17 protein-coding genes are annotated in these 14101 nt (G+C 47.0%); 8 read left to right on the forward strand and 9 right to left on the reverse strand.

Features of this window, described 5'->3' with window-relative positions; all coding sequences use genetic code 11:
• Positions 1–120 precede the first annotated feature (120 nt).
• The 4 genes from BM082_RS25040 (at position 121) to BM082_RS02965 (ending at position 2369) form a co-directional block, all read left to right on the forward strand.
• Positions 121–282 carry a hypothetical protein gene (locus BM082_RS25040; protein WP_167550928.1) on the forward strand — a complete coding sequence of 54 codons (162 nt, stop codon included), beginning with the start codon at positions 121–123 and terminating at the stop codon, positions 280–282.
• Positions 283–358: 76 nt separating this feature from the next.
• Positions 359–889: an MltR family transcriptional regulator gene (locus BM082_RS02955; protein WP_026025168.1), complete on the forward strand. Its 531-nt coding sequence runs from the start codon at positions 359–361 to the stop codon at positions 887–889.
• A gap of 175 nt (positions 890–1064) precedes the next feature.
• Positions 1065–1532, forward strand: coding sequence for an ASCH domain-containing protein (locus tag BM082_RS02960; RefSeq protein ID WP_017017080.1), 468 nt, complete (start codon positions 1065–1067; stop codon positions 1530–1532).
• Between the two features lie 24 nt (positions 1533–1556).
• The gene (locus BM082_RS02965; RefSeq protein WP_017017079.1) at positions 1557–2369 is read left to right on the forward strand and encodes a carbon-nitrogen hydrolase family protein; all 813 of its coding nucleotides are present in this window, start codon (positions 1557–1559) and stop codon (positions 2367–2369) included.
• Between the two features lie 89 nt (positions 2370–2458).
• On the opposite strand, the gene BM082_RS02970 is transcribed toward BM082_RS02965, so the two are convergent.
• The 4 genes from BM082_RS02970 to BM082_RS02985 all read right to left on the reverse strand — a co-directional run bounded on the left by BM082_RS02970 (position 2459) and on the right by BM082_RS02985 (position 5217).
• Positions 2459–3334, reverse strand: coding sequence for a drug/metabolite transporter permease (locus tag BM082_RS02970; protein ID WP_026025238.1), 876 nt, complete (start codon positions 3332–3334; stop codon positions 2459–2461).
• Between the two features lie 179 nt (positions 3335–3513).
• Positions 3514–3855 (reverse strand): Fis family transcriptional regulator, encoded by a 342-nt coding sequence (locus BM082_RS02975; RefSeq protein WP_074925224.1) that lies wholly within the window; start codon positions 3853–3855, stop codon positions 3514–3516.
• 75 nt (positions 3856–3930) lie between these two features.
• A complete protein-coding gene (locus BM082_RS02980) occupies positions 3931–4650 on the reverse strand; it encodes an AraC family transcriptional regulator (RefSeq protein WP_074925226.1) in 720 nt (239 codons plus the stop codon).
• Positions 4651–4704: 54 nt separating this feature from the next.
• On the reverse strand, positions 4705–5217 hold the full coding sequence (locus tag BM082_RS02985) for an RNA methyltransferase (protein ID WP_074925278.1): 513 nt from the start codon (positions 5215–5217) through the stop codon (positions 4705–4707).
• A 376-nt stretch (positions 5218–5593) separates the two neighbouring features.
• Here BM082_RS02985 and yqfB point away from each other — a divergent pair, with 376 nt between their 5' ends.
• A complete protein-coding gene (yqfB, locus tag BM082_RS02990) occupies positions 5594–5938 on the forward strand; it encodes a N(4)-acetylcytidine aminohydrolase (RefSeq protein ID WP_074925228.1) in 345 nt (114 codons plus the stop codon).
• A gap of 61 nt (positions 5939–5999) precedes the next feature.
• Here yqfB and BM082_RS02995 read toward each other — a convergent pair whose 3' ends face one another.
• Both BM082_RS02995 and BM082_RS03000 read right to left on the reverse strand, forming a co-directional pair.
• The gene (locus tag BM082_RS02995; protein WP_074925230.1) at positions 6000–7247 is read right to left on the reverse strand and encodes a cysteine desulfurase-like protein; all 1248 of its coding nucleotides are present in this window, start codon (positions 7245–7247) and stop codon (positions 6000–6002) included.
• Entirely contained in the window at positions 7225–7860 is a 636-nt protein-coding gene (locus tag BM082_RS03000) for a 2OG-Fe dioxygenase family protein (protein ID WP_074925233.1), read from the reverse strand. The genes BM082_RS02995 and BM082_RS03000 overlap by 23 nt, the downstream gene beginning before the upstream one ends.
• Positions 7861–8202: 342 nt before the next feature.
• Between BM082_RS03000 and BM082_RS03005 the strand changes: the two genes are divergently transcribed.
• Entirely contained in the window at positions 8203–9339 is a 1137-nt protein-coding gene (locus tag BM082_RS03005) for a GNAT family N-acetyltransferase (protein ID WP_244275906.1), read from the forward strand.
• On the opposite strand, the gene BM082_RS03010 is transcribed toward BM082_RS03005, so the two are convergent.
• Entirely contained in the window at positions 9340–9918 is a 579-nt protein-coding gene (locus tag BM082_RS03010; protein ID WP_017016037.1) for a GNAT family N-acetyltransferase, read from the reverse strand.
• Between the two features lie 108 nt (positions 9919–10026).
• Positions 10027–10395, reverse strand: coding sequence for an NADH:ubiquinone oxidoreductase (locus BM082_RS03015; protein ID WP_074925236.1), 369 nt, complete (start codon positions 10393–10395; stop codon positions 10027–10029).
• A gap of 518 nt (positions 10396–10913) precedes the next feature.
• On the opposite strand from BM082_RS03015, the gene BM082_RS03020 reads away from it, so the two are divergent.
• Entirely contained in the window at positions 10914–11927 is a 1014-nt protein-coding gene (locus BM082_RS03020) for an ArsJ-associated glyceraldehyde-3-phosphate dehydrogenase (RefSeq protein WP_017014813.1), read from the forward strand.
• A gap of 24 nt (positions 11928–11951) precedes the next feature.
• A complete protein-coding gene (gene arsJ / locus BM082_RS03025) occupies positions 11952–13181 on the forward strand; it encodes an organoarsenical effux MFS transporter ArsJ (RefSeq protein ID WP_017016036.1) in 1230 nt (409 codons plus the stop codon).
• 105 nt (positions 13182–13286) lie between these two features.
• Here arsJ and BM082_RS03030 read toward each other — a convergent pair whose 3' ends face one another.
• Positions 13287–13658 (reverse strand): hypothetical protein, encoded by a 372-nt coding sequence (locus BM082_RS03030; RefSeq protein ID WP_017008685.1) that lies wholly within the window; start codon positions 13656–13658, stop codon positions 13287–13289.
• Positions 13659–14101 lie beyond the last annotated feature (443 nt).

The following is a 14101-nucleotide window of genomic DNA, read 5'->3' on the forward strand; positions in this document are numbered from 1 at the left end:
AAAACTAATCCGAAAAACCATTTCACTGTTGATAATCAAAGCATTTCTTAACACACATTCACCCAAAAGAAGTTGAACAGTGACGTTTTCACATAACTATGGTTAAAAACGACATGGTAGGTGGAATTGACCGACATTCCAAACGACACGGATCCGCAAGCCATTGAACTTCAATCATTCCTAGAGAAAAACGGTGTGGTTAAAACGCTTGCGCACTTTTCCGGATTAGATGAAAACGGCAAAGAGGCGGAGAGCATTGAGTCAATCTACCACCAGCTTTAAACGCATTCGCAAAGCGGATGAAAAAACAGAGAGGGAGCGTAAGCTCCCCTACCTAAACATGATGTTTAAGGACAAAATGCCAGCACCCATTGACGAAGCAGACATTTTAGAAAGGCTCAACGCAGCACCGTCTGTTCGTGGCTTTTTCATCACGGCGGTAGATGTCTTCAGCGAGGCTATTGATGCGTTAGTACAACGTATTTTTCGTAAAGACGATTTTGCCGTGAAATCTGTTGTCGGGCCATTGCTCGAAGATTCCGGTCCGTTAGGTGATCTTTCCGTTCGATTAAAGCTATTGTTTGGCTTAGGCGTGCTGCCTAGCGAATTGTTTGAAGACATCAACGATGTGATCAAGCTAAGAAATGAGCTCAACAACGACATGGAAGAGTACAGCTTCACTGACCCTTTCATTCTCAATGCCATCAAGAACCTTCACTTAGTCAATAAAATGGGCATGGTTCGACTTGATATACAAGAACCAGATGATGATGTTGACGTCATGTTTTATCAGCTTCAACTCAAACGCCAGCAGCAAATGATTGCCTCGGGTCTGTCACTTGCCATTGTCGAAATCTGCAATGAATTAAACCGCGAAAGCCCCTTCTAAACCGGGTAACAACCTCTCTTCCTTTTATTGCATTTACTACTCAACATTTAACATCATCTTACATTTTGCTTGGCAACAACGAAGGTTATTACGCAGACGCGAAATATCGCTTCCGGTAGGATAACAAACGCTATTTATTCTCCTATTTTTCCCAACACGAGTAATACTTCACACCATGGACGACAGAAGTCAGCATTTTCTAAACCAATATTTGAGGACGCTTTCTGACATAGAGCGCGCCAATCATACTTCCTTTTCTTCTGATTACTTTTGCGCAGACGCCCTCAACGCCAACCTTTGCGCCGACCTCATCCAACGCGGAGAAAAACGCGCATCGTGCAGCTTGGAACACTGGTATTCGCACAAAAATGAACCTCGCCCACAAATTGGACATCTTCAGGTCGTTACCGACTGGTCTGGAGAACCTAAGTGCATTATTGAAATCCAATCTGTTGAATCTTGCCCTTTCAATCAAGTGACAGAGGAATTTGCCGCCTTAGAAGGAGAAGGTGACAAAACCTACGCTTGGTGGCGAGACGCCCATTGGGCATTTTTCAGCAAGGAATGCGCAGAGCTCGGCATTGAAATGCGCGAAGATACCATGCTCGTATTAGAGCGATTTCATGTGGTTTATCGCGGCTAATCGCGCGAATCGAAGGACATAAGAATGAAGAAGAATTTCCGCATTGCGTTGGCACAACTCAACGTGACCAAAGGCAACATCCGCGCGAACCTACAACAGCATATTGAACTCATCGAGCTTGCAGCAGAGCAGCACGCCAATGTGATTGTCTTTCCAGAGTTATCGTTAACTGGCTACGAACCCGAGTTGCTTGCAGAGCTTGCTTTTACGCCAACCGACGAGAGTGTGTTGGCCTTATCTCGCCTAGCGACCTATCACAACATGACCATTATTTGCGGCCTGCCATTAAAAAACGAAAGCAGCGCAGATGACGCCCAAGCTAAGCCTTATATCGCTGCTGCAATCTGTCAGCCTTCGCGAACGGTGAGTTTCTATAAAAAGCAGTACCTTCACGAAGGGGAAACCGCTTTTTGTGCTCCAGGGCATGACAACGTGATGTTATCCGTCAAAGGCAACAAACTTGCGCTGGCGATTTGTGCAGATTTCAGTGAGCCGCAACACGCAAAAGATGCTCAAGAGAATGGTGCTGATATTTACCTTGTCTCCGCACTCATTTCCCACAATGGCTACGAAGGTGACGGCCGATTGCTTGCAGATATTGCTCGAACGCACCACTTCCCTGTTTTGCTTTCCAACTTTGTTGGCGAAACGGGTGGATGGCAAGCTGCGGGACAAAACCGAGTTTGGGACGTGAATGGCGATAAATCCGAAAAGGGTTGCACCATACTTAACGGTATTCTTCTGTGCAGCCTTACGGGCAGTGATCTCTTGTCTTCCCAATTTCATCCGGGCACAACTCGGCCAATAGTTGAAGACCCTTCCGCCGTGATCGCCTAACACAAAAGAGGCGAGCCTATGCTCGTCTCTCGTCTCTCGTCTCTCGTCTCTCGTCTCTCGTCTCTCGTCTCTCGTCTCTCAGCACACTGTCACTGGCTCAGCTCTTCCACCACGTCTGTGCGCTCCGTTTTACTTTTGTAGTTCGACACCATCGCGCCCAGCGTCACTAAGACCACCGCCACTACCAAATTCACAGACCAATCCACCAGCCCTGCGAGAGACAATGCAAACGACGATAACAGCGGCGTGCTAAAACTCAGAGAGGCCAACAATTGTCGATTGCCTCGCTTCATTCCCACGTCCCACAAGTAAAATGCGCCACCAACCGGCCCCAAGCCCAATAAAACCACACCCACCACTTCAAGCCATGAGAAATCCCAGTGACCTTGCTCTAACGAGAAGTGCGCCGCGAATGAGAGCAGAGCAACCGCCGCAGATAGCCAACCAATGTCATCAACGTGATTGTTAGACGTCGATAAATACCATGAGAAAGAAGACCAAATAAGCGCACAACACATCGACAAGGCATAGCCCTTCATATAACTGCCGTTCAGCGCTAACTCACCGTCTCCCACAATGATAAACGCGATGCCGACAAAGCCCAGCGTCCCGCCCAATAACGCTTGAACCAGCTGATTTCTCGACGCGACAAACACGCTTAATAACAAAGGCCATAAATACACAATCAAGCTGACTTCAATGGCGGGGGCAAACTTGATCGCCATGAAGTAACAAAAATGGAAGCCGAACAACCCTGCTATGCCGAAAAGCCACTGGCGCGCAGTGAGCGTGGGCAAGGTCAACAGAGGTTGTTTCATCACAACGCGTTTCGCCACCATCAAACATGCTGAGAGAGAAAAACACAACGCAAGAAGCTGAAATGCCGGAATACTCGACGTCATCGTGCCCAACAGCGCCAGAACACCCCAAAGAATGATTGCGCTGATACCCATTACTGAAGCCATGTTGTTAACCCTTTTCCTTGTTTGCCATTAATGGCCGAATCGATAGGAAAAGCGTAACAGCGAATAGCAAGAAGAATTGTGCAGGAAAGACGCTCTGTTTGGCTGGAAAGATAGAAATAGGGTCTAGACGCGATGCATGCGCGACACAAGGGGTTCGGTGACGTGATTAATGGCAGACGTTACGCCAAACGCTTCGCCCAGTTTCCATCATGGACGTTCATGCAGCTTTCTTCCGAGTCGAAAAAGACATGACGAGCCATGTTTTTAACCGGAATCCCGAGATTGTTCAGTGTCGATTGAATCAACGACACGAGCTTGTCCTGCTCATTGCTCTCAGAAAACGCCGCCAGTTGCGCATTGGTATCAAACACACAGGTGATTTTTAAGCTCTGTGGGAAAGACGAATAGTTGACGGTATGCGTGAGCCATTGAAACCCGTCTATGTCTGTCAGCGCCGTTTCACAAACGTTCGTGAGCGCGATGCGCAGTTCATTGTCCATTTTCTTGTCTGTTTTACGCATGCTCGTTGTTACCTCACGATGTTATTACGGATTGTCATTATACCCAAACAATAGGATTGAACCGGATATGGCGCGTTACAAAACACGACGCTTCATCCATGCACTTGGGGATTGGCCAAAATAGGCCGAGAAACGACGACTGAACGCAGAGAGATCTTGATAGCCAACATCGAGCGCGACAAGGCGCACGGGCAAGTCGGTGTGGCTGAGCAACGCTTTGGCTTTTTCCATCCTCAACGTTAACAGATACTTTTGCGTCGTCATGCCTGTGCTTTGCTTAAACACCTTTTTAAATTGCGTCACGCTTAGATAGGCATTTTTAGCAAGCTTCTCCAAAGAATGGGATTGGCTGAGATCTTGTTGGATCAGTGCGATGGCACGCTCGATGCGATGATCCATTTTCAATGCGCATTGCTGAGTTGATAACAACTGCTCAAGCAGCACAAAACAATGGCTTTCCAATGTCGCGCTCACTTCGAACGCAAGTTGCTTTTCAAGGAATTGAAGGAAGGCGAACAAGGTAGGGCTAATGGCGAACTTGGCACGTTCAGCATTATCGAGGTTGGTTGGCAGAGTATCGAGATCCACCACAATAAAACGCGCAGCTTCATCTGCTTTGAACTCATGGTGATGTTCAGCGCGAACAATCACGCAATCGCCAGCACTGACCAACCCCGCATACTCACCAACACGAATGTCGATAGAGCCATGCAACGGCAACACCAACTGATGGTAGCTGTGTGCATGGCCATGTGCTTGGCGCGTGTATGAACGAATAGAAACGTGCTTGATCATACCTTGCAGACTCCCTGTCATTGCGTCGGCGGTCACAGTGGCAATGGCTCGGCGTTACGGCTTTTTCACGCTCAGCGTATTGCGGTTATCACGGCTAGAAAGAATTAAATCATCGCCAAGTTCAATGTTCTCCGCTTTTGCCAAACGGTCGTAAAGAAGTACATTCACCGACGCGGCAAGGTTCATGCAACCTACCGTCGGCACGTAAACAACATGATCAGCTCTGTCTGCCACATCTTGTGCAATAGAACCGTCTTCGGGCCCGAAAATGTAAATCGCGTTTTCTGGGTGCACAAAGTGTGGAAGGGGTTGAGCACCGAGTGCCAATTCAACACACACGATTTTCATGTCTGCAGGTAAATCATCAAGAAACGATTCCACGGCAGTCAATGGAATGGTGTCTGCGGCACTTTTCGTGTCGGTGTAGAACTTGACCGCCCTGTCATAACGTTGGCCCGTGTATCGCACTTCATTTGCCTGGTAACAGCCTGCAGCACGCATAACAGCACCCACGTTTTCTGGGCTTTTAGGGTTACTTAATCCAATGATGACGGTCGATTCTTTCAAAGTGATCTTCTCTTCTATATCTATAGCGGGTTGTGCCCAAACAAGGGGCGGCATTCTAACAAAGCGGCGTGCGTTTCCCCACACAGTTTCGATGTCTAGCGACGATTTCTTTACTCAGCCCTTCAAGCTGACGGCTTTTTCCAATCGATGTTGCCATTGCCATTCAGTCTATCTCCCTCTCTGTTGTCTGTTTTTCATAGGAGCAACACAACGAGATCTCGTGACTTGTTGCAAACATATAGCGAAAAGCGCCTAACTCCCTGACAATACTGACCCATTTTAATGAAAAGGCATCAAGGTGAAATTTATTGACGCACTTCACTATTCAATGTGTTTTAATGCGCCACTTTGAATTTGGCGAATACAGGCTCGAACTGTGAATCAAGCACCGACGAAAATTACCTTTTTTGGCTGGCTAACGCCGCTGATTGTTAGCGGAAAGAAGACCATCACTATCCGTGATAAATCAGAAAGCCATTACGTGCCAGGCACTCGCGTGGATGTGCACACGTTAGAAACTGACGAATATGTCTGCAAAATCGACATTGAAGCCGTCAATGAAATCACGTTTGATGACATCGGTGAAGAGCACGCAGCCCAAGAATTTTTGCCGCTTGATGAGTTAAAACCTCTCATCCGCGAAATCTACCCTAACGATGATGTGTTCTACGTGATCAGCTACGCCCTAGTAAGCGAAGAAAACACAGAAAACGAAGAATAAAAAAAGCCGACGCAGGCTTAATGCCGCGTCGGCCTTTTTGTCTCACGTATACCAATTAAAATTAACGCTTGAGCACAGCGCTTAATGCATCGAAAAAGCGATCAATTTCCTGATGCGTGTTGTAATGCATCACACCCGCTCGCAGTATTCCGCCTTTCTCTGTCACGCCAAATGCATCCGTCAGTTTGTCGGCGTACAAATGCCCGCTCCACACATAAATTTGCTGCTTGCCCAGCGCTTCAGCCACATATGCTGGATCAATATCGCCAAAGCGTAACGCAAACGTCGCGGTTCTGCCTTCAACGCCGTCAACCCCATACAAAGTCACACCATCAAGGGATGCCAGTTGCTCAAGGAAATACGTGGCAAGCGCTGATTCGTAAACGTGGATATGGTCATATGCGGTTTCCAATTTATCACGTAACGTATCGCCTTCGCCCAGAGAGGCAATGTATTCAATCGCCGCAATGAACCCGCTGAGCACTTCGAAATTGAGTGTGCCTGTTTCCCAGCAATGTGGTGGCGTGATCGGTGCAGGTTCTACTTTGTATGGCGCAACGCTCGACAGCCATTCATGTTTTCCATACAAGAAACCAAGATGTGGTCCGTAGAATTTGTACGCAGAGCCTACAAGAAAATCGACGTCCAACGCCACAACGTTCACCAGTTGATGCGGCAGTAAATGCACAGCATCCACGAACACTTTCGCCCCAACACGGTGACATTTATCAATGGCAGCTTTCAAATCCGTGATTGTACCCGTGATATTGCTGGCCGCTGTTAATGCCACCAATCGTGTTTTTTCATTCAACAACGCATCCAGCGCATCAAGATCTAACGCACCCGTGCGATCTTTGATCGGCAAATGATGCACATTCACGTCTCTGTCACGAGCTGCCATGACCCAACTTGATCGGTTCGCACCATGATCGGCTTCGGTGACGATTACGTCATCTCCCGCTTGCCATTCTTGGCTCAACGCACGGCTGAAACTGAATGTCACAGACGTCATGTTTGCACCAAAGAAAACATTATCTGGCGATGCCGCGCCCACCAGCGTCGCTGCATATTCCCTCGCCTTTGCCACCACATCCACGGTTTCACGGCTAACGGTAAATTTTCCACCAAGGTTTGAGTTACCTGCACGCAAATAATCGCTGATAGCGTCAATCACGCGTTCAGGGAATTGGGTGCCACCCGGGCCATCAAGATAGACGGGATGAGAGCCATCAATCTCTCGCTGTAACGCAGGAAACTGACGGCGCAGTTGTTCAATGTTTGTAGCATTAAGCGGTAAAGACAAAGACATCGCGGATCCCCTCTTCGCCAGATTGGCTAGATAACGTTTCAGAGATGTGGTGGTAGTAACGTGCATCATCAAGAATGATGAACTGGTTGGGTTCAAGTACCGTATTCAGGTGAGGATGTTGATCAACGGGCGACGTAAATATCTGCGTGAACCCGCCTGCAATATTTTTACGTTGAACACAGAAAATACCCACAAAACGAAAACCATCTTGGTGAATACCCTCAGGTGCAGGGGCAGACGTATCATTCACCGAGCAGGTTACACGAATTTGGTGAACATCCACTTGTGCACCTTCTTTCTCGATGCCAGTTGCACTCGCGAAGGATTTCAACAAGTGTTGAAATGCAGGTGTTTGAATCATATCGTCTGACATAGGTGCAAATTCCCTTAGCACATCACCCACCACACGGTTCACTTCAGAAGATTGCATAAACGGAGCGTGGGCTAACCGAGAGATACAGCCAGAGGATGAAAGTGTAAAACGCGCATAGCTCCTAAAACGAACATCACTGTCCACGTAAGGGTCGCGTTTTAGCGAGGAAAAATAAGGCGTTAATGTATCAGCAACTTCTGAAGGTGTCTGAAATGCTTCAATTAAAAAGGTGTTTTGCATATCTCATTCCTTTTGACGACAAAACAAAACCCAGCCTGTTAATGGGTTGTTAACATTTATATTAAGCCAGCAGATAACACATTAACAACACTTAAACCCAATTATATGCACATATTCCAGTTTATAATTTGGTCAATCACATGAAATGGAACATCATGATTCCATCTAGGTTAAACATAGTGTTTTGTACCATGGTTGAGAGTATTAAAGAACCTCTGTGCTTTTCCCGAAACCTTTAGTTTCTATTGGTTGTATTTCTGTCTGATATCTCGTTCACTATCAATGCTGAATTTCACTATTAACAATAAAATCAACAACGGAGTAATTCAAAAACTGATGACCATGGAATGTAAGGTAATCTCGACAATCGAGGAGTTTGGTAAAGACGCGTGGAACGCGTTGCTACCTAGTGATTATCCGTTTATTCAGTATGAATTTTTCTATTCACTTGAAAAGAGCCAAGCTGTAAGCGCCAAAGCTGGCTGGTTCCCACAATATATCGGCGTATACCGCCATCAAACGCTCGTCGGTGTCGCCCCTTGTTTTATCAAAGCACATCCTTATGGTGAGTATGTGTTTGATTGGTCATGGGCAGAAGCTTATGAAGATGCAGGCATGGAGTATTATCCCAAGCTCGTCTGCGCAGTACCGTTTACGCCGTCCTCCGGCCCTCGTCTACTTGTGTCCGCAAATGAAGACAGCACCGAGATTTGCCAACACCTACTGAGCGCCATGCAAACGCTCGCCAAACAGCGAAAGTGTTCCGGTGTTCACGTCTTATTCCCAACGCAAGCATTGTGCGACACCTTAAAGGAAAGTGGTTTTTTGGAACGCCGCGACGTCCAGTTCCATTGGCTGAATCGTGGATATACCTGCTTTGATGATTTCATGGCAAAGCTCACCTCACGCAAACGTCGTACCATTCGAAAAGAACGTCAAAGCATCGGCGATCAAGGCGCAACCGTCCATGTGCTAGAAGGTGAAGCGATCACCAGCGCACATTGGGATGTGTTTACCCACTTTTATCAAATGACTTACCTCAAACGCTCAGGGCACACCGGCTATTTAAACAGTGAATTTTTCCATCACCTCGGTGAAACCATGTTAGACAAGGTCGTCTTGGTGTTTGCTGAAGCCTATGGCGACTATGTAGCGGGGGCACTTTACATCAAATCGAATGACACGCTTTTCGGCCGATATTGGGGAAGTTTGTCAGATTTCGAAAACCTGCATTTTGAATTGTGTTACTACCAAGGTATTGAGTACTGCATTGAACACGGAATCACCACTTTTGACGCGGGTGCTCAAGGTGAACACAAGTTAATACGGGGGTTTGAACCTGTGATTACTTATTCTGGACACTACCTAGCACACCAGGGTTTCCATGATGGCATTGCAGAGTATCTAACGCGCGAACATGACATGATCCAGCAGTACTATGACGATGCATTTCAACACCTGCCTTATAGAAAGGCATAGTCACTCATTCATCTCGTCGGGTGGATGGTGCAACTTGTACCACATCTGTGAGGTCATTTCGTAAAGGCAGTGCTCAGCAAGCGGGTGACTTGCCGCAATGCTCGGATGAAAAAACTGGAATTGTGTATCTCGCATACCCAGTTTTTTCATCACGGCTTGTGAAGGCATGTTCTCTAGCACTGTAAATGATACAACACGCTGAAGTTGGCTTACCTCAAACCCAACGCGTAACACTTCGTTGGCCGCTTCTGTGGCATAGCCTTGGCGATGAAACGCCGAGGCAATTCGCCAACCAATCTCATACACATATTCGCCCATTACCTGATAATCGGTGAAATTGATGCCGACGGTGCCAATGAGCTCTCCGGTCGATTTCAACGTGACCGCCCAATAAGAAACCCCCGTTTCATCCCATTTACTGGCAATGCGCGATAAGGTGTCTTCGCTTTGGGTACGAGAAAGCGTGGCAGGAAAGTAACGCATGACAAACGGGTCTGCGTTCATCGCAGCAAAAGGCTCTGTGTCTTTTTCCTGAAAACGTCGTAACACCAGACGCTCAGTATGAAGCTCCTTCCCCATTTAATTCCTTTTAAGTCAAAAACTAGGCACAAAAAAGGTGGCTATAAAGCCACCCTTCTAACTATAGGCGAACGTTAACAAAACGCGCATGTTAACGATTGTTAGTGATTACGTTGTTTGCAAACGCGCTTTCACTGCCGCCATTCGTGTTTGCACAAATTCACGGTACTTAAAGTAGCCATAGGTCGCAACCAAAGAGAAGAACAGGTACGACAGTGCGAAAACGAAAGGTGATGCGATCAATTCGCGCTCAAGGCTCCACATCACGCCGAATACAGTGATACCCATTTTGACCGCAAATCCTGAAATCAGAAGCAGCAGCGCCAATTGTGGATAATTTGTATGGCGGAAGCTCAGCCAATAACAACACCCAACAGCTACTGTAGCGAGAGAAAATCCAACCATATAGGAATGGACATGCTCACCCGCGAGGATGCCGCCAACAACAGACAGAAAAACAACCAAGAAAAAGGCCATTTCTACTCCAAAATGAGAGTTAAATAAAACATTGAGCAAACTTTGCTCACCTGAAGCGTATTTTTACATATTTCTGTTCTGACTGCGAAGGGGGTGTTTTTTACATTTGCGTAACACAATTATACAAAATCAGACGGTTACAGAACCATAACTGCCTTATTTATTGAGGTTTTATGTGTAGAGAATGCGTTAACAAATTGTTTATTTATTACAAGTGGAAATCTTTTGTTACGATTGTGATGGACTTTTATGCGACGAATGCAAAGAAATCGTCAGCAACAGATAAGTAATGGCGGCATTTACCTTTACTTTAAGGTGGTAGGGTTGCTCGAAATGCCTGATTAAACCGACATGTCATACGTAATTTCTGACAGCACATGCCAAGATGAAACACCAATCAGACATTTTTAACGTTGTCGTTAAAACTTCACTTTACATATGGAAAAACGAATATATGATTTTTCATATGTGAATTTTCAACTTTAAAGACTGCGCATTCAGCGAAAAAGGAAAACGCAATGACAATTAAGATCGGTATCAATGGATTCGGCCGCATGGGTCGCCTCACTTTCAGAGCAGCATTCAATCAAGCAGATGTGGAGTTTATTCGCATCAATGATCCCGAAGGCGACGCAGCGACCCTCGCCCACCTGATCAATTTCGATTCCGTTCATGGCCGTTGGGAGCATGAAGCCGTTGCCGATGGACAAAACATGATCATTGGTGAGAACACCCTTCAATGCACACAGAATACAGCCATTGGTGATACTGATTGGTCTGATTGCGATATCGTGATTGAAGCCTCAGGCAAGATGAAAACCAAAGCACTGCTCAATGCTTACCTTGAGCAAGGTGTGAAGCGCGTGGTGGTTACTGCTCCTGTAAAAGAAGATGGCGTACTCAACGTTGTAATGGGTGTTAACCACCATGAATACGATGCCGAAAACCACCCTATCGTGACAGCAGCATCATGCACCACCAACTGTCTTGCGCCTGTGGTTAAAGTCATCCACGAAAAACTCGGTATCGTCCATGGCTCCATGACGACCATTCATGACATCACCAACACGCAAACCATCATCGATGCGCCGCACAAGGATTTGCGCCGCGCACGTGCATGTGGTTCTTCTTTGATCCCAACGACAACAGGCTCAGCGACGGCTATTACGCACATTTTCCCAGAGCTAAAAGGGCGATTAAACGGACACGCTGTTCGCATTCCTTTGACCAACGCATCATTAACCGATTGTGTTTTCGAAGTCAGCCGTGCCACCACGGAAGAAGAGGTGAACGCACTGCTGAAAGACGCCGCGAACAGCGAACTGAAAGGCATTCTTGGCTATGAAGAGCGCCCGCTGGTGTCTGTTGATTACAAAACGGACCCACGCTCCGGCACCATTGATGCACTGTCCACCATGGTCATTAACGGCACACAGGTAAAACTGTACGTGTGGTATGACAATGAGTGGGGTTATGCAAACCGTACTGCCGAGCTTGCACTGATGGTCGGCCGTCAAGACAAAGCACAATAACCGAATACGGGAAGACATTTCACCATGCCATTCGCTTCACTCTCCACTGAGATAAAGCAGTATCTCATTGTTACGGGCAACTACTGGGCATTCACGCTCACCGACGGCGCACTGCGTATGTTGGTGGTGCTGCATTTCAACGCGCTGGGCTACAGCCCGTTAGAAATCGCCATGCTGTTTTTGTTTTATGAGTTCTTTGGTGTCGTCACTAACCTCGTTGGTGGTTGGCTTGGCGCGCATATCGGCCTAAATCGCACCATGAACATTGGCCTCGGTTTACAAATCGTGGCACTCGGCATGTTACTGGTGCCTGCTGGCATGTTGACGGTCGCTTGGGTAATGGCGGCGCAAGCCTTATCGGGTATCGCAAAAGATCTCAATAAGATGAGCGCGAAAAGCGCAGTCAAAACCCTGGTGCCTGAGAATGCAGAAGGCACACTGTACAAGTGGGTTGCCGCGCTGACAGGATCCAAGAACGCGCTGAAAGGTGCAGGTTTCTTCCTTGGCGGCGCATTGCTCTCGGTGCTTGGCTTTCAAGGGGCGGTTGCAGTAATGGCAGCCATGCTGTTGCTGGTATGGATAGGCAGCTTACTGTCATTGAAAGCCAAACTCGGCACGTCTAAGAGCAAGCCAAAGTTCACGCAAATTTTCTCGAAAAGCGTACCCATCAACGTCTTGTCTGCGGCGAGAATGTTTCTGTTCGGTGCACGTGATGTGTGGTTCGTTGTCGCACTTCCCGTGTTCTTAACCACTCAGCTGGGTTGGGATCACTGGTATGTCGGCGGGTTTCTTGCTGCTTGGGTGATGGCGTATGGCATCGTTCAAGGCTTCGCGCCAAAAATCACGGGCAAAGCGCAAGGGAAAACACCGGACGGTCGGTCAGCAATGTATTGGGCGGCAGGTCTTGCCATTATTCCCGCGCTGATTGCGCTAGCGCTCAGCCAATCTCTCGCACCTGAAATATCCATTGTGGTGGGTTTATTGGTATTTGGAGGTGTCTTCGCGATCAACTCGTCACTGCACAGTTATCTCATCGTGAGTTATGCACGCAGCGATGGTGCATCTCTTGATGTTGGCTTCTATTACATGGCGAATGCCTTGGGTAGATTGTTTGGCACCTTGTTGTCGGGTTGGGTTTACCAAGCCTATGGTCTTGAAGCGTGTCTGTGGATTTCTAGCGCGATGCTTACAACGGCTAGCGTGGTTTCCTATTGGCTACCCCGTCAAATTGAAGTAGAAACGCGCATCTCTTGATCTCTCTATCGTGAACCGTTTTTTTCATCGAAAAATAAAGAGGTTGGACAATGTCCAACCTCTTTTTCGTTTGTCTCTGTGCCTTTTTATTTATCTCTAAACCTTTCAGTTTATCGCAGGGCGGAGGCTGATATTAGGCGTGGAAAGCAATGCTTCAGACGTCACTTTATCGTGATAGGCCTTGTTCAGCGCACTTACCTCCACAACTGGCCCCAACATTTTCACGCGCATTAATGCGCCATGAGAGCCTGATATTTCCGCGACTCGTCCTTCAGAGTAGTCACTCTGATAAGGGAAGGTTTCAATCGCAAGGTGAAGAAGGTTTAACTCTTGTCGGCGAACAGAAAGGAAAGAACGCCACATCAACGCATCAAACACTTCGGCAGTGTTGTATGCCCGAATAACAAAACGCCACCCTCTATCCTCACCATAAAAATCCAACGGAAACAATTTTCGGATTCGTTTATTGATTTTCAAACTGGTATCTCTTTTCCAACAGAAACTGGATGCACACACGATCTGAGTATAGAGACAGATTCAAAGCTCGCCATGAAACACACTTAAAATAACGTCTTGTTTTTATGCGCATCAATATTTCCAATTCCATGAATTTGGGTCTATCCGTCGAGTGAATTCGACGGCGATAACCTTCGACCAATTATTAAAATTGGGAATAAGAACCAAAAATGATGCGTAAGCTTGTCCAATTGATACACTGACAAATTAAAAGCGCGGTATGTTGCTGGTCAGATATACTAAACAGATTGATACGACTCTGGTCTAACACTTTTCTCGCACGCGTGAGGCTTTCATTTTAATGCCTTAAAACATTGAAGTTACAAACAAAAAGGCAGAGTCATCACAGCGACACGACATCAGCGTGCACATTAACACGACCCTCTATTTCGGGTCGGATTGAC

Origin of the sequence: Enterovibrio norvegicus DSM 15893, assembly GCF_900115495.1 — a bacterium.
Lineage (GTDB): Bacteria > Pseudomonadota > Gammaproteobacteria > Enterobacterales > Vibrionaceae > Enterovibrio > Enterovibrio norvegicus.